The following is a 23,842-nucleotide window of genomic DNA, read 5'->3' as shown; positions in this document are numbered from 1 at the left end:
AAGCACACGACAATTGTACCCAACACGGGTTTAAACATTGCAACACCTTATGAGGCGTTCACATGTTACGTGTACGGGTTTTCTCCCATTGATACGGCCACACAGAACAAACGTAAATCCAGCTCTAGTTGATGATAATCTGGCTCCATATAGCAGCAAAGTTTATAGAAGGCTTTGTTGTGGTCTTTTTCTTTAAAGTGCGCCAGTTCATGCACTACAAGGGCTTTTAACAAGGCCTCTGGGGCATAGAGTAAATCGTTATTAATGGCCAAGTCGTGTTTGCGCGTTTTACCCTGCATACGGTAAGTATGCGTACCTAGCGCGTTAGTTATCATATCACCTTGCTTTTTAAACGCGGCGCGCCCAAACGGTGGCGCATTTTTTAAGTATCGCTTTTTTAATTCCGTCGCGTACTGATACAGCAATTTGTCGGTGGTTATATCATGGGCCTCTGGGTATTTTTTTAGTAAATAACGCTGTAGCCGATTGCTGGAAATGAGCTGTAAGGCTTGCTCCACAATAGTTGAAGGGTAGCCGTTAAAATACCGAGCATATTCATTCACGTTTTTTCTCCTTTACGTCAGGAATTATAAAGCAAATTGGAGCCGTAGACAGTGAAAGCCGCTTACAAACATTTCTGTTGAAAATAAAAAAACAGCAGTAACAATAAGTCATATTAGGAATCCCCCCTACAGTAACGACAAGCTAAATGATATGCTGGTCAAACAACGCTCGAAGATACCACTCGCATTTATCAAGCGCTCGGTTAAAAAAATAAAAAAAGCTGACTTTTCATACGTTTTCCTGTTTCTTTACTATTCTTACTGTAACCAGCAGCTCGAAAGTATGATTTTTAGGTGTTAGCAAAGACAAGCTTGAATTTGGATACGCATTGATGATTAAAAAGCCCTTCTCAGTTATCGCTATGGTGATGAGCTTCCTCATTGTTAATAGTGCGTTTGCTGAAAAAGAGAACGTAAAGGTTAGTGGTTTTGGCACCGTTGCAACAGCAACTTCCGATTCTGACAGGTATCAGTTTCGTTCAGACCGGTCTCAAGCTGAATCGGCGAAAAAAGGCGGCCTTGCATTCAAGCCTTTGAGTTTAGTTGGCGTACAGCTTGATTACAGCGTTTCTGATAACTTAGACTTTGTGGGTCAATTCGTTTATCGAGAGCAAGATGAGCAAAACCTGGATTCGATAACCCAGATGGCTTTTCTAAGATACGATATAACCCCATCGTGGCAAGTAAGAGCAGGAAGACTTGCGGCCGATATTTTTCACTTCAGTGATACCAGAGACGTGTCGATAGCCTATCCTTGGGTGAAAGTCCCCACCGAGGTTTACGGTATTGTTCCCGCAAGAAGCTTTGATGGAGGAGACATTAGCTACACTAAGCCTTACGACAACTTTAATTTATTGATTAAAGGCTTTTGGGGAAGCGGAGAAAGTGACTTTTCTAGTGACGATTACAACCCGATTAGGTTTAATAACTTACGTTCAATTGGTGTTGAATTTGTCTCATTCGACTGGAGCCTTGCTCTTAAACACACCCAAACCGAAGCGGACAATGACGACGAAGATTTAGCAGTTGTCGCTGCTTCCGTTGCGCAGCTACAGCCATTTTGGAGCGGCGCCATAGACTTTGCTAAAGAAGTAAGCCTTAAAGATACAACCATTCACTATACGTCCGTTTACTTCAACCGTTATTTTGATGCGTGGGAGCTTTCTGGCGAGCTATCATATATCGATTCAAATTCAATTGCGTTGAGACCCTCTTTTAATGGCTTCCTCAACCTCAGCTATCTTTATGGTGCGCATACATTCTACGGTTTATACTCATTTGCAAAGACAGACACATACTTTCTTAGCCAAGAGCAACCTGGCTTCCCAATAAACGAGAGCACTGCTCAACTAGCCGTTTTTGTAGAAGAAGTAGCGAGTAGCTTGGCACATCATCAACAAACACTTTCTCTCGGATGGCGTTGGGATTTGCAAGAAAACCTAGCCTTTAAAGTGCAGCTTGAGCGAACTGATGTTGAAGCTAGAGGAACTGGCCTACGCGCCAGAGATGGTCTTGTTGTAGATGATGAAGATGGGGTTGTTCACACTCTCTTTGTTGCGTTAAGTTTCAGCTTTTAGGGGGAGGAGATGACTTTTTATAAACACTTCTCACCCCTACTGGCTGTCGTGCTTGCCTTGTATAGCTTTTCCTCTGTAGCGCAATCACAAGAGAAAATCGTTGTTGTTACTAACTTAAACAATGATGTGCAGGTTTTAGATAAGAAAGGGATTATAGATCTCTTCATGGGCAAGTACTCGGCTTTCCCTAACGGTAGGCAGGCAACGCCAATCGATATAGAGCTTAATGACGAGCTAAAAGGTCAATTTTATAAATCGCTGGTGGGCCTTCCCCTTGCTCGCGTTAATGCGTATTGGTCTAGACTGAAGTTTTCTGGACGTGTTAAACCACCTGCGATAGAACAAACTATAGAAGATGTTAAACAACGGCTAGAAGACGATGAGTCAGCCTTAGCCTATGTATATGAGTCGTACGTCACCGACAAAATGAAGGTAGTGTACCGCTTTGATTAACATCCATGGCTTAGGGTTTCGTTTTTCACTCATATTAGTAGCTGCTGCTATGCTGGTAGTACTTACGACCGCCGAATTTTTTTATCGCGCTACGTATGAGCACGAAATTAGTGAAGCGAACAACGATATTCAAGAACTTTACCAAACCGTTGCCGCAACGGCGTCTATCGCTGCTTTTTTAGAAGATGAAGATCTGGCAAAAGAGGCGATCAACGGCTTGGTTAAAAGTGAAAAAATACTCGCAGCGTCTATTAAAAGCGATGCAATGTATTATCAATTCAATGTGAACGATGCCATCAGCAAAGACGTCAAGCCTCGGGTATTTTTGGTGAGGCACCCATTCATTCCTGAAGACACCTTGGCTGAGGTCAATGTTTACCCTAACTTTGCCCACATTATTGAACAGGCGAAAAAAATAAGTACTGACAATAATTATTCATTGTATGTTGAAGCAGTGGTTGTCGGCATTGTTGCGTTGATAATTACCTACTACATCATAATCTCTCCTATGCTTCGCGTGGGTCGTTCACTGCATAAGATTACTCCAGGCACAAAAGAAAGAATTGAAATGCCGGAGTATCACTCCCGAAGTGAAATAGGCGAGCTGGTGCAGGACACCAATCAACTGTTAAACAAAGTCGAAGAGCAATTCACTCAAGAGCGTCAACTTAGGGAAGAAATCGAATTTCTGGAAAAGCGTTTCAGAATGCTTTTTGAAAACGCAAAGTCTGCCACTGTGTTAATGGCGGAAAATGGAATTATCGAGCTTAGAAATAAGGCCTTCAACGACTTGGTAGAAAAGATTGGCCTAGAGATAAAGCAAGGTTATGGCGAGCTACTTGAGGAGCTATTTGAAGCGCCTACTGCAATGAAAACTTCGCTTTCGGAGGCATTTGCACGCAATGAGTTTGCAACAGGTGAATATAAACTAAAATCAGAGAAAACTGACGACGCCACATGGGTTCAACTAATCGCCAGCCCTTTAGTCACTGATGATGGCGAACGCTACTATCAGCTGACGCTGAATGATATTTCTAGTCGAAAACACGAACTCCAGAAACTGGCCTTACAGGCAGACTTCGATGCACTCACAGGTATTTATAATCGCAATGGCGGTGAAAAGCTGATTGCGAAGTTAATGAGAAAAGACCACCACTTCGCTCTCGCGTTAATTGACCTGAACGGCTTCAAAGCGGTGAACGATATTTTCGGTCATGATGCGGGCGACGAAGTACTCATCTTTGTGGCTGAACAGTTACAGGAAAAAATTCGCAAAAACGATGTAGCGATACGTTGGGGCGGCGATGAGTTTGTATTATTACTTCAAGCTGAAGACGAAGTTTCTGTGAAACGCGCCATAGAAAAAGTGAATGACGGGGTGAAGCAACCTTTCTACTTTAACGGCGACCCAGAGCCAACCTTTATTTCAATGAGTGTGGGCGTTTCCTTTTTCCCTGCCATGAGCGATGACATGAGTACGTTAATAAAACTGGCTGACATTGCCATGTACAAAGCGAAACAAAACAAGGTCTCAGCGCCCAATGACTATCTCTTCTTTGCTGACTCAGCATCACGTAATGGCAGCCAATAAATGTTGAAGAAAAAAAGCCGAGCAAAAATAGCTCGGCTTCTACGTGAAAGTTATCTACCTGTTCTCCCAAGGTGCAAACTTCAGTCAAAATACTTTTACGATGACGAAGGTATACACAAAAACTAGGATATTAAGCACTACTCCCCAATGGTTTTGCCTAGCATGCGCTTCAATGTGCCATCTTTATCAACGAAATGATGCTTAAGAGCGCCAGCAATGTGTAGCAAGAGTGCGACAATAACGGTATAACCAAGATAGAAGTGTATAGCGCCACCTGCTTTGGAAAGCTCGTAATTTATCGGTAGCGTTTTCTCAGGATCTTCAACACTATAATTTGGCGCGAAAACCTCCAGACCAAAAACTGACAGCCCGTGCCCACCCAATACCGACGCCATCAAGCCTGAAATTGGCATTAAGAGCGTGGCGATAATTAACACCCAGTGCACAACTGACGCTAATTTATGCTCTATTGGCTTATAGTTAGCAGCAGCGCTAGGCCAACCATTTTTCATGCGCCATACCACACGTGCTAGTGCGACAAAGAATACAAGAAAACCAATCGCTTTGTGCCAGGGGTATAGTGCATACACACCGTTTTCCGACATGTAAATCCCAGTGGCAAGCAAGCCAATAATGGTTAATCCAACCAACCAGTGCAAAAATACCGTAGTGGTAGCAAATTTGTTATGACTATCGTACTGCATGCGTTCCTCACTTTTATTTTCATATTAAGAACTACGTTTTCCTTAAAGCGTATCTCAATATTGTATATCTCCTCACACATTGTGAGGGATTAATTCTATTTATAAAGCAATTTTTAGACCGTAAGCAGTGCATAGACACAATGAGGGGTTAATACAGGTTCACTCTCTACCCTGCGATTTGATTGCTCCTTCAAGTGTTTTATTTAAATTTTTTGCCATGAACTAGCCGTTTCTAAAATGCTTATATCAGCGATAGATTATTTATAAAAACCATCTAGCCAGCGGGATAAATAACACTTAGACTGCAAAGACAAAAATAAAAACGACAGGTATTGCGCCAGCACAATAAAGCAGCGGCGTTCGACATCATTCTACGTTCAATTGATAGACACGTTAATTCATAAGTACATGTGTTAGCGTTGAGCAAAAGGCGTAGGTGGTGAAGTACTTTTCATTTTAGTAACAAGGGTTCTCAATTTAATGTCACAACAAAAAGTAGGTTTAGTGGGCTGGCGCGGTATGGTTGGCTCAGTATTAATGCAGCGCATGCAAGAAGAGCAAGATTTCGCGCACATTGAGCCCACCTTTTTCACTACCTCGCAAAAAGGTAGTGCAGCACCAGATTTTGCTGGAAAGGATGCTGGTGTTCTAGAAGATGCGCACGATATCGAAGCGCTATCTAAACAGGATATCATTATTACCTGTCAGGGCGGCGACTACACAAAAGCCGTGTACAACGATTTAAGAGCCACTGGCTGGAACGGTTATTGGATTGATGCTGCGTCAGCGCTTCGTATGAAAGACGATGCCGTAATTATTCTAGATCCAGTAAACCGTAAAGAAATTGATAGTGGCATTGAAAAAGGCATTCGTACCTACGTAGGTGGAAACTGCACGGTTTCCCTTATGCTTCTGGCACTCGGTGGCCTGTTTGAGAAAGACTTGGTTGAATGGGCTTCGCCAATGACCTATCAAGCCGCTTCAGGTTCAGGTGCACAGCACATGCGTGAGCTAATTAATCAAATGGGTGCAATTCACAGTAATGTGAAAGCTAAAGTTGAAGATCCTGCTACCGCGATTTTAGAAATTGACCAGCAAGTGTCTGAGTTTATTCGAAGCGCAGACTACCCTAGTGAACAGTTCGGTGTTCCGCTTGCGGGTAGCTTAATTCCGTACATCGATTCGCAACTACCTTCAGGTCAAAGCCGCGAAGAGTGGAAAGCCCAAGCGGAAGCCAACAAGATTTTAGGCATTAAAGGCAGTGAAGTGCCGATAGACGGTATTTGTGTACGTGTTGGCGCCATGCGCTGTCATAGCCAGGCTATCACACTTAAGCTAAAGAAAGACTTGCCTCTAGCCGAAATTGAAACAATCTTGGCTAACCACAACGAGTGGGTAAAAGTGATTCCTAACGATCGCGACGCGACGATGCAAGAACTTACGCCAGCGAAAGTGACCGGTACACTGTCTATTCCCGTAGGCCGTATTCGCAAGCTTAACATGGGTCCTGAATATATCTCGGCATTTACTGTCGGCGATCAGCTATTGTGGGGTGCCGCAGAGCCGCTTCGCAGAATGCTGCGCATTGTGCTTGAGCAAAAGTAACGACAAGCTTATAGCTAATTAATCTGAATTTAGAGCGCCTTGCTGTGTCATTACACGCAAGGCGTTTTTTATCAGACTATAAAAGCCAGAATCACTAGACTTCGTTGACACGATAGCGCTATTTTGCCGACTCAGACCAAACAGCAAGCTCATTACCACCTGGCTCGACAAAATGAAAGCGACAGCCCCCCGGGAAGTCAAACAACGGTTTAGTAATTGCTCCACCTGCTTTTTCTACACATTCTTGCGATTCAGAAATGTTATTGGAATACAGCACCAATAAAGGCGCACCACTTTCTGCCTTCATCACACGTTGTGCAGAAAAAATCCCTCCGTCCATGCCAGCATTGCTAAACGCACTGTATTCACTGCCATAATCGGTAAAAGACCAGCCAAACGCACTTTCAAAAAACGCTTTTGAGCGGCGAATATCTAGAGATGCAAATTCGACATAGTTGAGTTTGGTGCTTTCTTGCATGTCACTCTCCTCTTTTTAAAAAATGATGAGCTCATACTATCACCAACTTTAGACTTATTGATTAAATTCTAAACGTGCTTAATCGTTTAACATAAGACAAATAGCATTTATTCGGGTCACTTAGTTTGCAGCATTTTATTAGTTTGGCTTTATTGCTTGCCCTAACTTGGAGTATGGGAACGGTTAGTGCTCATGCATCTATCTCAGACAAGGTCAGCGAAATTAAAGTGGACGTTGAAACCTTAGTGCCTATGCCTATAGGGGCAGCAATAAAAAAGCTTGAAGCTTGGTTGTTATCTGACACATTAACGCAAGATGAAAAAAGAAAAGTGGGCGCGCTTTATGTTCAGTACCAACTCTCGATTCACCAACGCCCTTCCGAAAAAATCTTAAATTCGCTGATTGCGTTGCAAGACAACTCGAGTGAAGGGCTTACAATCGCTACTGGTGTAGCAAGAATGTATGGTATTTCAGCAGACTACGACAAAGCCTACGAGCACTTTAACCGCGTTGTTGCAACGCCTGATATTCCACCAAGCGTAAAGGCATACGCGCTTATTTACCAGGTATTAACTTACAGCGAGGGGCAGGTTTTTGCGCCTAACGCTGAGCTTATCAACACGGTAAACGATATACTAACCAAACATACGCTTACCAAGCTTCGACCGTTGTACTATGCAATTGTGGCAGACTACTATCAATCAGTCAGCGCTTATGACATTGCGCTGTCTTACTATGAGAAATCGCTTGATGGCGCCAAAGTTGAAAACCAGCGAATTTTGGTCAGTGACAACCTATACGCCATTGGTATTCTGTATAGAAATCTAGGAAACTATAGCAAGGCCATCGACTACTTTGAGCGCGCCATAGAATTCGATTCACAAATTGATATCAACTATTCTGAGTTCCTTGCCACTTACGGTATCGCCACCACCTATTATCGTTCAGGTAATCTTCAGAAAGCACTGACACTGTCTGATATCGTTCTTGCTCACCCTCTCTCATCTTCTTTTTACAATAGCGAAATTTACCGTTTAAAAGCGGAAGCTCACCTTAGTTTAGGAGAACTGGATAAGGCGACAAACGCGCTCAATAAAGCACGTGTACTCTACGATGAAAACCGCGAAGCCGAGCAAACGACTTGGCGCGCACAGCTGGACAAAACAGAAGCCTACATTACTGCTGCGAAAGGTGATCACGCGCTGGCATTCAAACAATTTGAGGTTTTCCATGAAGCCTATTTGAATGCAAAGAAATATGAAGACTTAGAGCTAATAAAAAGCGCCAACTTAATTGATCAGATAACCCAAGAGAAAGACAGAGCAAATCAACTTGAGAATGAGAATAAAGCATTCGAGGAAGCGCTTTTGTTGAAAACAGAGGCTCAGCGCACCCAATCACTTTTTTCCACGTTGCTCGTCATACTTATCACACTCACACTAGTAACAATTGTTATCATTCTGATTTTATTGAGTAAATCAAGACAGGCTAATGCGCTTTACTTAACGGCGAAAGAAAAAGCAGAATTAAACAATCGGTTGAAGTCTGAGTTTATTTCTAATATTAGTCACGAGATTCGCACGCCTTTAAATGCCATTATTGGTTTTGGACAATCATTAGCGAGCCGCGCAGCAGACGTGCAAGCAAAGGATCTTACCAAGAAAATCGTCAATGCATCTGAAATGCTGCTTCAACTTATTAACGACCTACTCGACTTTTCGAAGATTGAAGCGGGCAAGCTAACGTTGGCTATCAGGCCTCACGACATCAATGAAAGCCTGTGTACATTAGTCGACATATTTTCAGACCAAGCGGAACGCAAAGGATTAGTGCTCCAGCTTCATATCGACAAAAACCTTAATAACGATTTGATGTTTGACGAACTTAGATTTAAGCAAATATTGGCAAACCTAATAAGCAATGCCATCAAGTTTTCTGATAAAGGAATTATAGAAATTGGATTATCCGTATCAGAGTCGAACGATAGTCATTGTGCCCTGCACTGCTGGGTAAAAGACAACGGGATTGGTATTTCGAAAGAAAACCAAGTAAAGCTGTTTACGCCTTTTACGCAAGCTGAAAGCTCCATAGCGAGAAAGTATGGCGGCACAGGCCTAGGGCTTAACATCAGTAATAATCTGCTTAAGCTAATGGGCTCTTCACTAACGCTTGAAAGCGAATTAGAACGAGGCTCTACTTTTTCTTTTGATGTCACGTTTGCTGTTGCAGCAGATATTGATGTTCCGCTGTCTGAGACAACTCAGCAACACGTTACGCTAGAAGGCGCTCGTGTCCTCCTTGCAGAAGACAACGACATTAATGTTGAAGTAATAAAAGCGCTTCTTGATGAATTCCATTTAGATTTAACACACGTATCAAACGGACAAAAGGCCATTGATGCATTGAAAGCGTGCACTTATGATTTGGTACTAATGGATATTCAAATGCCTGAAGTTGATGGGCTTAGCGCCACACGGCATATAAGAAATGTGCTTAAGTTAAAAACCCCCATTATTGCCCTGACGGCTAACGCCATGCAGCAAGATATCGACAACTGTCACGCGGCAGGAATGGATGCCCATGTGGGCAAGCCCGTAGACAAGGCTCGCCTTGTTAACACACTAGGTGAGTTTCTTGCTCGCCCGGCGTGAGTAGTTAAAAACTGACGTCCCACTGCAGAGAGTAGATGGTCTCGTCCCCTACTTCAGTATCGAACTGATCCAGTGAAACCCTGCTTACCTCTGCGGTTAGTTTGTTTTCGTGGCCGTTAAAAAAATAGTTGAATGCTACTGTCTTTTCAAAAAAGCGTTCGTCTTGTTCACTATCTCGGGGCGAATAGGTCCCGAAGCGTGCAGCCATTTCAAGGGGCTCTGGCCACCAGCTGATTGATTCACTCAAAAAATAACCCGCCTGCACATAATAGCCGCGCAGCGTAGTTTCTCTATTGTTGTCCGCTAAATCCACGATATCTTTTTCATGATATTCCGCTTGAGCATTAAACCCTTTATAAAAATAGGCACCATCAATCACAAACTGCTGAATGTCGTACTGACCTTCGATCTCGCCCACACTAAAGTTGGCTAAATTACCAGCGCCAGACGATGAAAAACGCGTAAACTGGCTTTTGAACTTCGCACCTGCTATTGCTAGAGCGGCTTTGGGCGTAGCTGTTCGTTTAATGTCACTGTTTTTAAACCCGACAGACTCACCTAAGAAATTCCACTGTAATCGCCCTGTATACATATTCTCGCCATCGTGATTGCTATAATCACCACGGCCCGAGCCATTGAATACTCCTACCCAGTAATTGAAATTGGCCGCGCCTGGGCCATCAAAATTACCGTACAGGGATGCCCCCATTTGCCTATCTAGCGTAAATATTCTGTTGATGATTGAACGATCCATCATTTGCTGGCCGCCACTGCTTACACTGCGTTCTCTGGAATACTCGACTTTCCACTGACCAACCTTAAACCGAAGCGCGTCATACTTTTCAAAGGATAATGTAGCGGTGAGCGTGCGCTGGTCGACAGCATCATATTCCACACCATATTTAATCCAAGGCAAACCAATGTGACCATCTAATTTGACCCGCGCTCTGTTAACGCCAAATTGATTACCGGCGTTATGCTCAAAGTCAGCAAGCTCGGTAGGCTGGCTTATACCGGGATTGGCATAGCGAAACTGAAATCTACCGCGCACGCGAAGCGAGAAGGTATTGTTGTCGCTTTGAAATGAAAGGCCGTTGCCATTGTATTGAGAGAACGTTGCGCTAGATTCGCGCTCGACATCAACCTCAGACGCTACAACCGTCGTATGGAAAAGCGACGCCCATAAAGCACTCAACAGAAGACAAGAAGAAAAACGATTTTGAAAAAGCAAAGCACACTAAATATAACGGAAGTTTGCGCGCAGGATATATACTTTAGTATAAGAATCAAGTGCTCTGACACAAAAATGACACAAAACTGTAATATTTAACGTTGAAATACACCGTTAGATAGATCTGTCACTTTAACAGTAAAGCATTTGCTGGTAAGTGAGGACTTCCTTTCTGAGCAACTTCATGTTGTTTGATCAGGTTAACAATATGCTTATTCACTGGCGTAGCTATGTGATTTTTTTCACCTAGCCTGACTATCTCGCCGTTCAAATAATCAATCTCCGTTCGTCGCCCCAGTGCCAAATCTTCATACATTGATGAACGTGCTTCGGGATCTATTTTAAGCGTAGATGAAGCCACCACATTGAATAAAAAATTAGGTAGCTTCATAATTTTTGGCATCAGTTTGGGAATGACCTTACCGGTTCTTGCTGGTGCAATTCCTTCCGCTTTTAATACTGCTAACGCCTCGGACAACACCTTTGCCATAACCAACCTATATTGCCTATCCCCTAGCTGTGATTTCAGCGGTATACCCGACAGTGCATTGACCGCGTTATTCAAGTTCATAATAAGTTTGCCATACTGTACAGCTTTCATATCGTTATAAACCGTAACGGGCAACGACGCGTTGTTAAGCGCTTTTATGATGTCACTACATTGGTTATTGGGGTCTTCAAGGGCAATATTACCTTCAGTACCACTGTGAAAATGGCCGTTGCCTTTATAAAAAACATTGAAAGGCACCATGCCTGCAATTACGCATTGCTTTATGTGCTGGCGAAGCAGGTGTGCATTACCCACTCCGTTTTGAAGACTGACTACGACTGCTGGTTGCTTTGCATTCTGATTGATTATCGCAGCAGCCTGCTCGGTATCTTGGCTTTTAACGCAAAGCAAAATGACGTCAGCATGACTTAAACTATCGTTCTCAATCGAAAAAGCTATATGCTCAGGCTTTGTTAGCTGCTCACGCCCTTGCCAATCCGTTACTTTAAGACCATTGGCAGTAATATCATCATATAAACGCTGACGGCCAATGAGCGTAAGCGCATTAGCGACGCTCAATGTGGGGTCAGAGGCTAACAGGCAGCCCGCTACATAACATCCAATGCTTCCCGCACCTAACACGGCAATTTTCATTATTGACTCCCAATGAAAGTTTAGCTTTCAACACCTTGTTAGACTGCGATTAAATGATCAATATGTAAACACAAAAATCACAATGAAATAACAAAAAGTGTTTCAGTATCAGTTATTTCCTATCAGTCCGATTTATTCTTTCAATTTTCTCCTGCGTCGTGATCTCCCTACAATTAGACCAAGTAGTCAATTTATAGTAATGGTCAAATAGAGGGTTATCATGTCGGGTCAACAATCTGCTCCTTCTCTCGCTTATTCAAAAGCACGCAATGCTGAAATGTCGAACAATGGCAAAGTTGCCTTGGTTGCGGAAGGTGGTGGACAGCGAGGAATTTTCACGGCAGGCGTACTCGATACATGGTTAGACGCCGGACACGACCCTTTCGATATTCTTATTGGCACATCAGCAGGTTCACAGAACTTAACGAGTTTTGTGGCGCGTCAAAAAGGCTATGCAAAGCGTCTTATTCGCGGCTTAACTCGACACAAACGCTTTTTCCAAATGGGAAGAGGTTTAATGGGAAAGCATATTGTCGATTTAGATTGGTATTTTGACAAAACCCAAGAAGCGAACCGTTTACTTGATCTTGATACTGCGAAGGCTAATGTTGCGGACAGAGAAATTTTATTTACCGCCACAAATTCCAGAGACAGACAGGCGTATTTTCTCGATCCAATGAAAAGTACTCACAACTGGGTCGATCTTATCAAGGCTTCGAGCGCCCTCCCCTTACTTTACAAACAGGGCGTACCGCTGCACATTGATGTCGAGACAAAAAAGGCAGCCAATACCGATTTCTTTCTAGACGGTGGTTTGGCTGCACCGTTGCCTGTTACCGAAGCGTACAAGCGCGGCGCGACGAAAATCGTAGTTATTCGCACCGTAGATAGAGGCTTTCAAGTACAGTCGCCTTGGCTACAAAAATTAAGCGCGGTAATGTGCGCAACGGGCACGTGCCCAAAGACCATCGACTATCTGCTGCAGCACGAGCAAGCGTATCAAAAAGAGCTGGCGTTTATTGAAAACCCGCCAGAAGGCGTAGAGGTTATTCAAATTTTTGCGTCAGATAAGCTTCAAAGTAAATTGTTAGGTAGTACAGACGCACAGCTTCGTCATGATTATAAACTCGGTAAGCAAGCTGGAAGTGCCTTTTTAGAAACCGAAAACAAAGCAATTGCTTACCAGCTAGAGGTAAACAGACAGCCTGTTGCTCCGTTTTTCGATGTAACTGATACACCCAAGGGCATGCATAGTAAAGACAGCGCTAGTTATAGTGTGAAATCAGAACATGCTGCATTAAATGGTGAACGTCCAATTAAGTTGCCTTTCCCAGCACGTCGAACAGGCAAGATAGATAAAGTAGACAAAGAGAATAGGATCTCCGCGTAGCCCGTTTACTCATTTGATAAAGGGTGCTTGGCAGCAGGTGCCTTTTCTCTATTTTGCTACTCTTTCAGTAATATTTCTGTGTTATTTCGGTGCTATTTCGGTGCTTTGTTCGCCATGTTTACATCATGACTTAGTAAGCTCCTCTCCCGTTCTTGCCTTTATTGGCGGCAAACGGGTTGACATTGTCTGGCAGAATATTTATAACGCGCTCACCCACATAATCTTTAAATGTAACCATGTCAGAATTATCAACACCCGTAAAACAAACTGAAGCCCATAAACTTATCGACAGCCTATTGAAGTCGAACGACCCAACTGCTGATCTAGATAAGATTGCTGAAGAATTCAATATTGCGAACTGGGGACAGTCTAACGCTGTTTCTGCTGATTTATACTCAGCAGTTAGAGACTTGCTTGGCAAAGGCGTTGTGACTGGTAATGACCTAGTTTCTGGAAAAGACACCATGGACCCGATTGTACACAAAGTACAAGCGGAAACAGAAAAGCTTATTGCTAACCCAAGTGATGCAGACGCTGATCGCGTTCAAACGTTTGTACTTGGCTTCCTACGCACGTTCGTGAGCCAATTACTTCACCCAGGTACAAAGAAAGCGATTTACGCGAAAAAGCTTCCTGACCTAATCAAGCTTCACCAGCAGGTTGCGAAGTAATTAGCAGCGGCGCGACATCACGAATGAAAAGCCATTAGCTTTAGCATACCAGCGTCGCAACAATCGCGTTTAAAAAGAAACCCGCTTCATAGCGGGTTTCTTTTTACGTAAGCGAAAAGTATCCGCGCATCATCCAGCGCTGATCGGTAGGCACAAAAAAACCGGCCTAAAGCCGGTTTTTTTGTATTTGGCGGAGAGAGAGGGATTCGAACCCTCGATACGCTATAAACGTATACACACTTTCCAGGCGTGCGCCTTCAGCCACTCAGCCATCTCTCCAAATTTTGTATCAAGAAGATTTCAACGACGAAAACCCTTGAGCGCGCGTATAGTAGGTAAAGCCGCGCGCTTAATCAAGGACTTGCTGGAAAATATTCAGCAAGTGCTTATAAAACGTGCGCTTATAGCCCGCCTTTCGCTTTTAACTCGGCTGAGAAGTTAAGCATGCGATCAAGTGGAATGAGTGCACCTTTACGCAATTCATCATCAACAAAGATTTCATGCCCATCAGTTTCGCCCGTTAAAGACGCCTTAATCGCTTCTAAGCCGTTCATTGCCATCCAAGGGCAGTGAGCACAGCTTTTACACGTAGCGCCGTTACCGCCCGTTGGAGCCTCTATAAACGTCTTCTCTGGAGTAAGTTGTTGCATCTTGTAAAAGATGCCTTTATCGGTAGCAACAATAAAGGTGTCGTTATCCATGGTTTGCGAGGCTTTTATTAGCTGACTGGTTGAGCCAACTGCATCTGCCATCTCTACCACACTTGCGGGTGATTCAGGGTGAACCAGAACTGCTGCGTTTGGATACAGTGCTTTCATGTCTGCTAGTTTCTGTGCAGAGAACTCGTCGTGAACGATACACTCGCCCTGCCACATTAGCATGTCGGCACCCGTTTGCTTGGCAATGTACGAGCCTAAGTGTCGGTCAGGGCCCCAAATGATTTTCTTGCCCTGGCTGTCTAAGTGCTCAACGATTTCAAGCGCGATGCTCGACGTTACTACCCAGTCGGCGCGCGCTTTTACTGCCGCTGATGTATTCGCGTAAACCACGACGGTGTGGTCAAGGTGCTGATCACAGAATTCGCTAAACTCTTTTACCGGGCAACCAATATCAAGCGAACACGTTGCTTCAAGTGTTGGCATTAGTACGGTTTTTTCAGGGCTAAGAATTTTTGCCGTTTCGCCCATGAAGCGAACGCCAGCAACAATTAAGGTTTGTTCTTGTGCATCTCTACCGAAACGCGCCATTTCCAATGAGTCTGCCACGCAGCCACCAGTCTCTTCAGCGAGTGCCTGAATTTCATGGTCGGTGTAATAGTGTGCGACAAGCACAGCGTTACGGGCTTTAAGTAAAGCTTTGATCTCAGCCTTTAATTCAGCTTTACGTGCTTCTGACAATGGCTGTGGTTTTGCTGGGAACGGGTACTCTACCTGATCCACTCGAAATGCTAATGACATTAACCTACATCTCTGTTGCGACAAGGGTGCGGATTATACCCAACTGTCATAAAAATTACACACTACCTAATCAACATAAGGGGAATTAAATAGTCGTAGTTATGCTTACCTGTTCTACTACATGGGGTTAGGTAAACCAGATCAAAGTGCAAATGAGACGAGTAGCGTTTTAAAACGCAATAAGCATTGGTGTTTTGTACTGAGGAGATTATTTAAAAAAGGAATATTTGAGCTTGAGACTTGATGGTGGGTCGTGCTGGATTCGAACCAGCGACCAATTGATTAAAAGTCAACTGCTCTACCAACTGAGCTAACGACCCATCAAGTGACACACAGATAAGTTTCGCAATTCAAATGATGGTGGGTCGTGCTGGATTCGAACCAGCGACCAATTGATTAAAAGTCAACTGCTCTACCAACTGAGCTAACGACCCATCATTTGATGCTAGGAGAGAAAGTGGTGGGTCGTGCTGGATTCGAACCAGCGACCAATTGATTAAAAGTCAACTGCTCTACCAACTGAGCTAACGACCCTTTCTTTCCTGTTGTTGCCTGTGTCTTGGCAACGGCGGCATATAATACTCAGATTTTTATTCGACGCAACCCATAACGTCCTTTTATTTTCATTTTTCTGTCAAATTACGACTAAACGGTCAAAATGAAAACAAATCGCTGAGTATTTATACCAGTACTAATTGAGTTTAGTCAGGTTTCTACGAAATACAGTGAAATTTGGTGCAGAAGTTTTATGCACTCTAAATGGAATTTTTTGAAAAAAACTTTTCTCTAACTCATAAAAAAGCCTCTTTAAAAGAGGCTTTGTTCATTACAAGTTATTTAACCGAGATTCAGCGAGGCGTTTTGCCGAAGAATCAGGGTAATCATTTACAACTTGTTGGAACAGCTGACGTGCTGTTGAACTGTCTCCCGTTCGCTCAGCGATGACACCTAGTTTCAATAAGGCATCAGGACGCTTGGAAGAATCGGTAAAGCGATTAGCTACAATATTAAATTGTTCACTTGCTTCGCTCCACTGCTGCTTATTAAACAACAGTTGCCCTAACCAATAGTGCGCATTTGGTGCGTAACCACTGTTGGGAAAGCGTGAAATGAACGATTGAAACGCAGGAATGGCTTTATCGTACTCACGAGACTTAAGGATCAAATTCACCGCATTTTCGTAGGCTTCATCTTCACCTGCTTGCGGAGCTTGCGTTGGCGTAGATGCTGTTGGAGAGCTCACAGAGCCCGAATCAACACCTGCACTAGGCATGGCACTACCTTGTAGCGCGCCGCTTTGCTTAAGTGCTTCCACCCGTTTATCTATTTCAAGGTAAAGCTCACGCTGACGCTCAAGTACTTTTTGAAGTTCATTGGTATTAACTTCAACCGCACCACGCAGCTGGTCGACTTCCATTTGCATATTGTCTAGTTGCGTTTGAAGCCTGTGTTGCATTTCGGTTCGGCTCTTAACAATACGCTCTAGCACAACAATACGCTGCTCTAATTCACTGCCGCCATTGGCGTCTACCACAGGCGCTTGCGCAAATGCGGTAGAAACAGCAAGGGCGGCACATAAAGTGACGCCCATTTTTAATGTCTTATTCGTTAGAATAGTCATTAGCGGTAAACAACCACTCCGCGACGGTTTTGAGCAAATGCATACTCAGTAGAACCCATCACTGCTGGTTTTTCTTCGCCGTATGAAACTACTGTTACTTGGCTGCTGCTTACGCCAGCATTAAGTAGGTAAGTTTCAACAGACTGTGCACGACGTTCGCCTAGCGCGATGTTGTACTCAGGCGTACCACGGCTGTCAGTGTGACCTTCAATAGTCACTTTAGTGCTTGGGTTTTTCACCAAGAACGCCGCGTGCTTGTCTAGAATACGCTGGAACTCTGGCTTGATGCTTGAGCGGTCAAAGTCAAAGTAAACGGTTTGTTCGTTTTTCAGCGCTTCCATTTCTTGCTGAACCATTTCTTCCTGACGCTTCATACGCTGTGCAGCTTCTGCTTTAACGCGCTGTGCTTCTGCTTCACGTGCTTCCGCTTCTGCAGCCGCTTGTTCTTGTGCAAGGCGGTTACGCTCTGCTGCCAATTCTTCTTCGCTAGGGCCTGAAGAACATGCCATCATTGTCACTACTGGCAATGCGATAATGAAGCTCTTCATCACTTTATTCATTTGCATCCTACTAATCCTTAAATTTTATTGTTTAGTCGTTAAATTGTTAGAACAAAAATGGTGACCAACTTGGCGATTTAACTTGCCCATTGGCTGCTGGTAACCTAGCTTTAAAACGCCCATCTAAAGAAACCAGTGACAACACTTGGGTTCCCTCGTGAAGGGTGCTGTATATAATCATGCTTCCATTCGGCGCTACGCTTGGTGATTCATCTAAGTACGTCCGTGTCAGTACTTGAGGTGATCCACCATCCAAAGACTGCTTAGCAATGTGATAGTTCCCATTAGTTTGGTTTACCATAATCATTTGCTTGCCGTCTGGGGAAATCGTACCGCCAAGGTTCTGTTCACCTACAAAGGTAACTCGCCTTACTTTCCCAGAATTTAAATTTACGCTATATATCTGGGGTTTACCACCCCGTTCCGAGCTAAATATTAACCCACTGCCGTCTGGTAGCCACGCGGGCTCCGTATCAATCGCTCTATTTCGTGTTACTCGGCGAAGATTTTTTGTCGCTAAGTCCATCACATAGAGTTCAGGGTTTCCATCTTTCGATAAAACCATTGCAAGTTGCTTGCCATCTGGTGAAAACACCGGGCTACTATTTATTCCAGGGAAATCAGTAATGCGCGTACGCTCGCTGGTGTAGATATTCTGAATGAATATTTGCGGTCTACGATTTTCAAAACTAACGTAGGCAAGCTTCTCGCCATCAGGCGACCACACTGGCGACATAAGCGGCTCTGGCGAAGACAACAAGCGCGTTTCGTTCTCACCATCGTAGTCTGCAATGACTAATTGGTAAGGTTTTTCTACCGTGTCACGGTCGCGAACAATGACGTAAGCAATTTTCGTTAAAAACGCACCGCGAACACCGGTCAATTTTTCATACACAATGTCGCTAATTCGATGCGCATACTGGCGAAAATCTCGACCGTTGATCACTGCCTGACGGGCAGCTAGTACGTGATCATTACTCGATACCAAATTGCCGTCTTTGAGTACTTTAGCTTGCCCATTGTCAACTTGCCCTTTAAGTACATCAATCAACTCATAGGATACAAGGTAACGGTCGCCTCCTTGTGGCTCAATACTTCCTACTAAAACCGTGTCCACACCTAAGGTTGCCCATGCAGTGAAAGACACTTGTTCCGCTGTCTCCGGGTACTGTGGCATTTTGTCGACAGATACCGGATTAAACTTACCACTACGCATTAAGTCGGCCATCACCACTTTAGAAATATCGCCAGGCATACTGCCCTGACCTTTCCATTTAAATGGCACAACCCCGATTGGACGTGCACTATCTACGCCCTCGGTTATCACAATTTCTAAGGATGCAAACACTTTGGCACTGAATGCCATCGTAATAAGCGCTATCCATAAACCTAGTTTTTTCATACCACTATAATTCCACTTTTAAAGTAATGTCTTTTAACTGCTCGTAAACGTCTGGCGCATCAGACACCGGTAACTTTTCGGCCCTGCGAACCGCGCTTTCAGCCGCTCTACACAGCGCATCGTTGCCGCCGAGTACACGAATACTCGTAACAAACCCTGTCGTTGCTAACCGAATATTCAATCGACAGGTTTTGCCTTGATAGCTGTCGTCTGAATACAAATTGCGCTTAATGGTTTGCTGAATAAGCGCGGTATAGCGCTCTACTTCAGTAAGTACCTGTTTTCGCCTACGTTCTTGCTGAGCAGCTTGTTCTTTTGCAAGCTGCTCTTGCATGATCCTTTCCATTTCAGCGCGTTCAGCAGCTTCTTTTTTCTTTCGCTCAGCCTCAGCTTTCGCTTTTGCTTCGCGCTCCTTACGCTCTTGTTCCTTCTGCGCCGCTAAGCGCTCCAAGTCTTTCTGACGTTTCGCTTCAGCCGCTTCTGCTTCACGCTTCTCTTTCGCACGCTTGGCTGCTAGCTGCTGCTGGCGTTTTTTCTCTGCCGCGGCTTCTGCTTTCCTTTGCCTTTCTTGCTCTTCGGCTCTTGCTTGAGCTTCAGCTTGTGCCTGCTCCCTTTTTTGATCCGCAATCGCTTGCGCATCAATAAACGTCGCTTCTATCACAGGCGCATTCGACGGCATACTTGGCAACGGGTCAGGAGAGAAACTGACGCTAATTAGCAACAGCGCAGCAATAAAAAGATGCAAACCAATGGACTTGTACAAGCCTACTTGTTCTGGGCTTATACTGTTGGCTTGCTTGGCACTTTTGCCGTTCTTTTTATCACCACTTACACCGTTACTCGCGTTGTTTGAGTGGCTAGCGGTTGACGTGCTTTTCGACACTTCAGGTTTCGACATATCTATATTACTCAACCGGATCCGTCATTAACCCTACTGAAGGCACACCCGCCTGCTGTAATAACACCATTAGCTGTATCACTTCGTTATACGCTACTTGTCCATCGCCTTTTACCACTACGGGCGTATTGGGCTCTTTGGTCAATTGTGCTTTTACAATAGCGCCAAGCTCTTCTTCGCTAATTGGCGATTCCTGGTCTTCGCCTACATTAAGGAAGTAGCGACCTTTAACATCCACTGACGCAATAATCGGTGGTGTATCTTCTTGCTCTATCGGGTTGGCACTTGCTTTAGGCAAATCTACCTTTACCCCTTGAGAAATAAGCGGCGCCGTTACCATAAAGATAATAAGCAACACCAACATCACGTCGATGTAGGGCACTACGTTTATCTCTGATACCGGCCTGCGGCGTTTTCTTACATACATAACAAGTCCTCCGTTTGGAATGTAAACGCTTAGGCTTGTTGTTGTGCTTGCGCAGCAACGGCTTGGCGATGAAGGATTGCAGAGAACTCTTCCATGAAGTTGCCGTAGCTATTTTCTAGCTTCTCAACCTGATGGCTGAAACGGTTGTAGGCAATAACCGCAGGAATAGCGGCAAACAGGCCGATAGCAGTTGCAATAAGTGCTTCTGCAATACCCGGCGCTACCATAGCAAGGGTAGCTTGCTGCACTTCACCTAATGCGATGAAGGCATTCATGATCCCCCACACAGTTCCAAATAGACCGATGTAAGGACTAATTGAGCCCGCCGTGGCTAAAAAGGGTAGACGACTTTCTAATTCTTCGACTTGACGAGACATAGAAACGCGCATGGCACGGTATGTACCATCAACTATGCCGTTGGTAGCGGTGTTAGACTTGCGCAGGCGAACAAACTCTTTAAAGCCTGAGCAAAAGATGCTGCCCATGCCTGTGAGGTTAGTTCTGGCAGAAAGCTCTTGATAAAGACGGTTAAGGTCAGCGCCTGACCAGAACTTATCTTCAAACTGACGCATTTCGTTGCGTGCCGCCGACAACGCTTTACTGCGTTGGAAGATAAACGTCCACGACGCTATCGATACGCTTAGCAACAAAAGCATAACTAGTTGAACAATAAAACTCGCTTGTAAAAACAAGCCAATAAAAGTGAGATCAGATGACACGCGAAATTTCCCCTAACAAAGTACGTGGTAATCTTTTTGGCTTCATAACGGCCAAATCGACGCAGGCAACCTTGATATCTCCAGATACCAATGTAACGCCTTGTTCATTTTTAATAATTTGTTGAAACGTCATACTAGCGCCTTTCAATTCTACAACGCGAGTTTCAATACTCAACAGTTGATTGAACCGTGCAGGCGCATAGTTATGCATTTCAACGTGTTTGACGACGAAAGCGATGGATTGTTCCATCAGCGTGTCTTGTTCAAAACCTAGCTCGCGAAGCCACTCTGTACGGGCTCGCTCCATAAACTTTAGGTAATTCGCATAATAGACGATACCGCCTGCATCGGTATCTTCGTAATACACTCTTACCTGATGTAAATGCATAACTATTCCTTCACCCAAAAATTTAATAATCCAAAGCGGAGTTAAAATAACTAATTAGCGCGACAAAATGCAGAACAAAAACACTCCACAAGCCCCACCAAAGCTAACATTTAATCAAAAGTAAACCAATATTAAACACCCAGTTAACACATTAGTTTTTCTAATTCAAAACAACAATTTTACTCAATTGTAGTTTTTTCTGCTCTCCCTATAATGCACAGCATCAGTCGTACAGAGCGTGATGGTGCTTAGCACGGTCATGCAAGAGTTATTCTCCTGTTAGACATGAGTTCCCTGGATTTATTTCCTTCAACACTTGTTGTTTTAGCCCGCTCAATGAGCGGGCTTTTTTTTTGCCTGTAATTTAGCATCGGTACAAACCAAAATATTGGCGGCCCATGCTTAACTTGCGCTATGCAATAATTCGCCATCCAATCTCAATGCTCTGAACTTAAAGCTTCCCCCATACGAGCATTTACTTGTAGCGTTTGAAACGGCTTCTGTATTTTCTGTGTTGCCAAAAAAAGCCCAGCAATCCTGCTAGGCCTTTAAAACGAATCTGTACCTTCTTACAAAGGGACGGTAAATTATTCAGACGGAGCGAAGCCAAAATGAAGATAAGCGCGCTGCGACACAATACGGCCTCGAGGCGTGCGCTGTAAAAAGCCCTGCTGAATAAGGAAGGGTTCAATCACGTCTTCTATGGTTTCTTTTTCTTCACCAATGGCTGCTGCCAAATTGTCTAAGCCTACTGGCCCACCATCAAACTTTTCGATAATAGCAGTAAGCAATTTACGATCCATGTAATCGAAACCTTCTTTATCAACGTCAAGCATATCCAGTGCCTTCGCTGCCGTATCGGCTCCCACCGTGCCGTCTGCTTTAATTTCTGCGTAGTCTCGAACACGGCGTAACAAACGATTAGCAATACGCGGTGTGCCACGCGAACGACGAGCCACTTCTTGCGCACCTTCATCGTTCATGTCTAAATTCAGATAGCTCGCGCTTCTTGCCACAATACTGGTAAGGTCTTTTACGTTGTAAAACTCTAATCGTTGAACAATGCCGAAACGATCGCGTAATGGCGACGTTAGCGAGCCTGCGCGGGTGGTAGCACCTACCAGCGTAAAAGGAGGAAGGTCTAGCTTAATTGAACGGGCGGCAGGCCCCTCGCCTATCATAATATCAAGCTGATAGTCTTCCATGGCAGGATAAAGAATTTCCTCTACCACTGGGCTTAAGCGATGTATTTCGTCTATGAACAATACATCATTGCGCTCAAGGTTGGTAAGAAGTGCAGCCAAGTCGCCAGCTTTCTCAAGCACAGGGCCTGACGTGGTTTTAATGTTCACGCCCATTTCATTTGCCACAATGTTCGCAAGCGTGGTTTTACCCAGTCCTGGCGGACCGAAAATAAGTAGATGGTCTAGCGCATCGTCGCGATTACGCGCAGCTTGAATAAAAATTTCCATTTGCTCACATACGTGAGGCTGCCCCGTATAGTCTTCCAGCATTTTAGGGCGAATGGCGCGGTCGATGACCTCGTCTTCGGTGCTGGCTTCAGGCGTAATCAGTCTGTCGGCTTCAATCATGATAGTTCTACTTTAAACGGTGACGTGAAGACAGGCAGACTAAGAACCGCTGTCTTCGTTGAGCGCCATTATATGGCCGCTTTTAATGATTCGCGAATAAGGGCTTCACTTTCCATGCCCTCTTTATATACGCTGTCGACTAGCTTGCTCGCTTGAGCAGGTTTATAGCCCAGTGCAATAAGCGCGCTTTGTGCTTCTTCCCGAGCGTCGTTTACAGCAACAATAGTGTTGGTGGATAGCAAGTCGCCACTTGGAGGTGGTACAGCAATACTCTGCGCCTTGCCAAATTTTGCTAGGCGGTCTTTAAGCTCTACCACTAAACGCTCTGCGGTTTTCTTACCTATACCCGGTAAGCTGACGAGTGCAGAAACATCTTCATTTTGTACACTTGCCAAGAACTGGCTTGCCGACATTCCAGATAAAATAGCAAGGCCTAACTTTGGGCCTACACCGTTGGCTTTGATCAATTCTCGGAAAAGCCCTCTTTCCATTTTATCAGCAAAACCAAACAGCAATTGGGCGTCTTCACGAACCACAAAATGTGTGTACACCACCACTTCTTCACCCACCGCGGGAAGCTGGTAGAAACTGGTCATAGGCATGTGAATTTCGTAGCCAACACCGGCTACATCTACAAGAATTTCTGGAGGCTGTTTCTCAGCCAACGTACCGCGAATTCGTCCAATCATGAATTATCTCTGTAAAAGCGTGAGCTTCGAG

At 44.4% G+C, this 23,842-nt stretch carries 22 protein-coding genes and 4 tRNA genes; 7 read left to right on the top strand and 19 right to left on the bottom strand.

Annotated elements, in window-relative coordinates; genetic code table 11:
* Positions 1-65: 65 nt before the first annotated feature.
* Positions 66-563, bottom strand: coding sequence for a M48 metallopeptidase family protein (locus tag AWH61_RS03780; protein WP_014976045.1), 498 nt, complete (start codon positions 561-563; stop codon positions 66-68).
* Between the two features lie 332 nt (positions 564-895).
* Between AWH61_RS03780 and AWH61_RS03775 the strand changes: the two genes are divergently transcribed.
* The 3 genes from AWH61_RS03775 to AWH61_RS03765 are packed head-to-tail and all read left to right on the top strand — an operon-like array spanning position 896 to position 4,184.
* Positions 896-2,140, top strand: coding sequence for a hypothetical protein (locus AWH61_RS03775; protein WP_014948882.1), 1,245 nt, complete (start codon positions 896-898; stop codon positions 2,138-2,140).
* Positions 2,141-2,149: 9 nt separating this feature from the next.
* On the top strand, positions 2,150-2,593 hold the full coding sequence (locus tag AWH61_RS03770; RefSeq protein ID WP_014948881.1) for a hypothetical protein: 444 nt from the start codon (positions 2,150-2,152) through the stop codon (positions 2,591-2,593).
* A complete protein-coding gene (locus AWH61_RS03765) occupies positions 2,586-4,184 on the top strand; it encodes a sensor domain-containing diguanylate cyclase (protein WP_039227315.1) in 1,599 nt (532 codons plus the stop codon). Before AWH61_RS03770 ends, AWH61_RS03765 begins: the two co-directional genes overlap by 8 nt.
* 137 nt (positions 4,185-4,321) lie before the next feature.
* Here AWH61_RS03765 and AWH61_RS03760 read toward each other — a convergent pair whose 3' ends face one another.
* Positions 4,322-4,888, bottom strand: a complete 567-nt coding sequence (locus AWH61_RS03760) for a cytochrome b (RefSeq protein WP_075176236.1) — start codon at positions 4,886-4,888, stop codon at positions 4,322-4,324.
* Positions 4,889-5,368: 480 nt separating this feature from the next.
* Between AWH61_RS03760 and asd the strand changes: the two genes are divergently transcribed.
* Entirely contained in the window at positions 5,369-6,493 is a 1,125-nt protein-coding gene (gene asd, locus AWH61_RS03755; protein WP_075176235.1) for an aspartate-semialdehyde dehydrogenase, read from the top strand.
* A 118-nt stretch (positions 6,494-6,611) separates the two neighbouring features.
* Here the strand turns inward: asd and AWH61_RS03750 are convergent, their stop codons facing one another.
* On the bottom strand, positions 6,612-6,971 hold the full coding sequence (locus AWH61_RS03750) for a VOC family protein (protein ID WP_069943988.1): 360 nt from the start codon (positions 6,969-6,971) through the stop codon (positions 6,612-6,614).
* Between the two features lie 125 nt (positions 6,972-7,096).
* Between AWH61_RS03750 and AWH61_RS03745 the strand changes: the two genes are divergently transcribed.
* The gene (locus tag AWH61_RS03745; RefSeq protein ID WP_249922598.1) at positions 7,097-9,622 is read left to right on the top strand and encodes an ATP-binding protein; all 2,526 of its coding nucleotides are present in this window, start codon (positions 7,097-7,099) and stop codon (positions 9,620-9,622) included.
* A 4-nt stretch (positions 9,623-9,626) separates the two neighbouring features.
* Here AWH61_RS03745 and AWH61_RS03740 read toward each other — a convergent pair whose 3' ends face one another.
* Together AWH61_RS03740 and AWH61_RS03735 are read right to left on the bottom strand one after the other, a co-directional pair.
* A complete protein-coding gene (locus AWH61_RS03740; protein WP_249922597.1) occupies positions 9,627-10,817 on the bottom strand; it encodes an OprO/OprP family phosphate-selective porin in 1,191 nt (396 codons plus the stop codon).
* A gap of 163 nt (positions 10,818-10,980) precedes the next feature.
* Positions 10,981-11,997 (bottom strand): 2-dehydropantoate 2-reductase, encoded by a 1,017-nt coding sequence (locus AWH61_RS03735; protein WP_075176232.1) that lies wholly within the window; start codon positions 11,995-11,997, stop codon positions 10,981-10,983.
* Between the two features lie 220 nt (positions 11,998-12,217).
* Between AWH61_RS03735 and AWH61_RS03730 the strand changes: the two genes are divergently transcribed.
* Both AWH61_RS03730 and AWH61_RS03725 read left to right on the top strand, forming a co-directional pair.
* Positions 12,218-13,387 (top strand): patatin-like phospholipase family protein, encoded by a 1,170-nt coding sequence (locus AWH61_RS03730; protein WP_075176231.1) that lies wholly within the window; start codon positions 12,218-12,220, stop codon positions 13,385-13,387.
* A 236-nt stretch (positions 13,388-13,623) separates the two neighbouring features.
* The gene (locus AWH61_RS03725) at positions 13,624-14,058 is read left to right on the top strand and encodes a hypothetical protein (protein ID WP_039233464.1); all 435 of its coding nucleotides are present in this window, start codon (positions 13,624-13,626) and stop codon (positions 14,056-14,058) included.
* A gap of 188 nt (positions 14,059-14,246) precedes the next feature.
* Here the strand turns inward: AWH61_RS03725 and AWH61_RS03720 are convergent.
* The 14 genes from AWH61_RS03720 to ruvA form a co-directional block, all read right to left on the bottom strand.
* Positions 14,247-14,337 (bottom strand) — tRNA-Ser (locus AWH61_RS03720).
* A 122-nt stretch (positions 14,338-14,459) separates the two neighbouring features.
* Positions 14,460-15,515, bottom strand: a complete 1,056-nt coding sequence (nadA, locus tag AWH61_RS03715) for a quinolinate synthase NadA (protein ID WP_075176230.1) — start codon at positions 15,513-15,515, stop codon at positions 14,460-14,462.
* A 244-nt stretch (positions 15,516-15,759) separates the two neighbouring features.
* Positions 15,760-15,835, bottom strand: a tRNA-Lys gene (locus AWH61_RS03710).
* A 38-nt stretch (positions 15,836-15,873) separates the two neighbouring features.
* Positions 15,874-15,949, bottom strand: a tRNA-Lys gene (locus tag AWH61_RS03705).
* 24 nt (positions 15,950-15,973) lie between these two features.
* Positions 15,974-16,049: transfer RNA gene (locus tag AWH61_RS03700), tRNA-Lys, on the bottom strand.
* 292 nt (positions 16,050-16,341) lie between these two features.
* Positions 16,342-17,136 carry a tol-pal system protein YbgF gene (gene ybgF, locus AWH61_RS03695; protein WP_014948871.1) on the bottom strand — a complete coding sequence of 265 codons (795 nt, stop codon included), beginning with the start codon at positions 17,134-17,136 and terminating at the stop codon, positions 16,342-16,344.
* Positions 17,136-17,702, bottom strand: a complete 567-nt coding sequence (pal, locus tag AWH61_RS03690) for a peptidoglycan-associated lipoprotein Pal (protein ID WP_014948870.1) — start codon at positions 17,700-17,702, stop codon at positions 17,136-17,138. The genes ybgF and pal overlap by 1 nt, the downstream gene beginning before the upstream one ends.
* Positions 17,703-17,742: 40 nt before the next feature.
* Positions 17,743-19,098 carry a Tol-Pal system beta propeller repeat protein TolB gene (gene tolB, locus AWH61_RS03685; RefSeq protein ID WP_014948869.1) on the bottom strand — a complete coding sequence of 452 codons (1,356 nt, stop codon included), beginning with the start codon at positions 19,096-19,098 and terminating at the stop codon, positions 17,743-17,745.
* A 4-nt stretch (positions 19,099-19,102) separates the two neighbouring features.
* The gene (gene tolA, locus AWH61_RS03680; protein WP_014978756.1) at positions 19,103-19,996 is read right to left on the bottom strand and encodes a cell envelope integrity protein TolA; all 894 of its coding nucleotides are present in this window, start codon (positions 19,994-19,996) and stop codon (positions 19,103-19,105) included.
* A gap of 7 nt (positions 19,997-20,003) precedes the next feature.
* Positions 20,004-20,423: a protein TolR gene (gene tolR / locus AWH61_RS03675; protein WP_014948867.1), complete on the bottom strand. Its 420-nt coding sequence runs from the start codon at positions 20,421-20,423 to the stop codon at positions 20,004-20,006.
* Positions 20,424-20,452: 29 nt separating this feature from the next.
* Positions 20,453-21,142: a protein TolQ gene (gene tolQ / locus AWH61_RS03670; RefSeq protein ID WP_014948866.1), complete on the bottom strand. Its 690-nt coding sequence runs from the start codon at positions 21,140-21,142 to the stop codon at positions 20,453-20,455.
* Positions 21,132-21,530, bottom strand: coding sequence for a tol-pal system-associated acyl-CoA thioesterase (gene ybgC, locus AWH61_RS03665; protein WP_014948865.1), 399 nt, complete (start codon positions 21,528-21,530; stop codon positions 21,132-21,134). Before ybgC ends, tolQ begins: the two co-directional genes overlap by 11 nt.
* A gap of 587 nt (positions 21,531-22,117) precedes the next feature.
* Positions 22,118-23,122, bottom strand: coding sequence for a Holliday junction branch migration DNA helicase RuvB (gene ruvB, locus AWH61_RS03660; protein WP_014976035.1), 1,005 nt, complete (start codon positions 23,120-23,122; stop codon positions 22,118-22,120).
* 68 nt (positions 23,123-23,190) lie between these two features.
* Entirely contained in the window at positions 23,191-23,811 is a 621-nt protein-coding gene (ruvA, locus tag AWH61_RS03655; RefSeq protein ID WP_014948863.1) for a Holliday junction branch migration protein RuvA, read from the bottom strand.
* Positions 23,812-23,842 lie beyond the last annotated feature (31 nt).

Source organism: Alteromonas sp. W12, assembly GCF_001924945.1.
In the GTDB taxonomy this organism is placed as follows: Bacteria; Pseudomonadota; Gammaproteobacteria; order Enterobacterales; family Alteromonadaceae; genus Alteromonas; species Alteromonas macleodii.
The sequence above is the reverse complement of the archived record's forward strand: the minus strand, read 5'-3'. Positions and strand labels throughout refer to the sequence as shown.

Excerpts from the sequence above, each read along its gene's own strand:
- tolB (WP_014948869.1), bottom strand. The coding sequence starts at position 19,098 with ATGAAAAAACTAGGTTTATGGATAGCGCTTATTACGATGGCATTCAGT.
- AWH61_RS03725 (WP_039233464.1), top strand. The coding sequence starts at position 13,624 with ATGTCAGAATTATCAACACCCGTAAAACAAACTGAAGCCCATAAACTT.
- ruvA (WP_014948863.1), bottom strand. The coding sequence starts at position 23,811 with ATGATTGGACGAATTCGCGGTACGTTGGCTGAGAAACAGCCTCCAGAA.
- nadA (WP_075176230.1), bottom strand. The coding sequence starts at position 15,515 with ATGTCATTAGCATTTCGAGTGGATCAGGTAGAGTACCCGTTCCCAGCA.
- asd (WP_075176235.1), top strand. The coding sequence starts at position 5,369 with ATGTCACAACAAAAAGTAGGTTTAGTGGGCTGGCGCGGTATGGTTGGC.
- AWH61_RS03730 (WP_075176231.1), top strand. The coding sequence starts at position 12,218 with ATGTCGGGTCAACAATCTGCTCCTTCTCTCGCTTATTCAAAAGCACGC.
- AWH61_RS03750 (WP_069943988.1), bottom strand. The coding sequence starts at position 6,971 with ATGCAAGAAAGCACCAAACTCAACTATGTCGAATTTGCATCTCTAGAT.
- ybgF (WP_014948871.1), bottom strand. The coding sequence starts at position 17,136 with ATGACTATTCTAACGAATAAGACATTAAAAATGGGCGTCACTTTATGT.
- tolR (WP_014948867.1), bottom strand. The coding sequence starts at position 20,423 with ATGTATGTAAGAAAACGCCGCAGGCCGGTATCAGAGATAAACGTAGTG.
- AWH61_RS03770 (WP_014948881.1), top strand. The coding sequence starts at position 2,150 with ATGACTTTTTATAAACACTTCTCACCCCTACTGGCTGTCGTGCTTGCC.
- AWH61_RS03735 (WP_075176232.1), bottom strand. The coding sequence starts at position 11,997 with ATGAAAATTGCCGTGTTAGGTGCGGGAAGCATTGGATGTTATGTAGCG.
- ybgC (WP_014948865.1), bottom strand. The coding sequence starts at position 21,530 with ATGCATTTACATCAGGTAAGAGTGTATTACGAAGATACCGATGCAGGC.
- pal (WP_014948870.1), bottom strand. The coding sequence starts at position 17,702 with ATGCAAATGAATAAAGTGATGAAGAGCTTCATTATCGCATTGCCAGTA.
- ruvB (WP_014976035.1), bottom strand. The coding sequence starts at position 23,122 with ATGATTGAAGCCGACAGACTGATTACGCCTGAAGCCAGCACCGAAGAC.
- AWH61_RS03760 (WP_075176236.1), bottom strand. The coding sequence starts at position 4,888 with ATGCAGTACGATAGTCATAACAAATTTGCTACCACTACGGTATTTTTG.
- tolA (WP_014978756.1), bottom strand. The coding sequence starts at position 19,996 with ATGTCGAAACCTGAAGTGTCGAAAAGCACGTCAACCGCTAGCCACTCA.
- AWH61_RS03775 (WP_014948882.1), top strand. The coding sequence starts at position 896 with ATGATTAAAAAGCCCTTCTCAGTTATCGCTATGGTGATGAGCTTCCTC.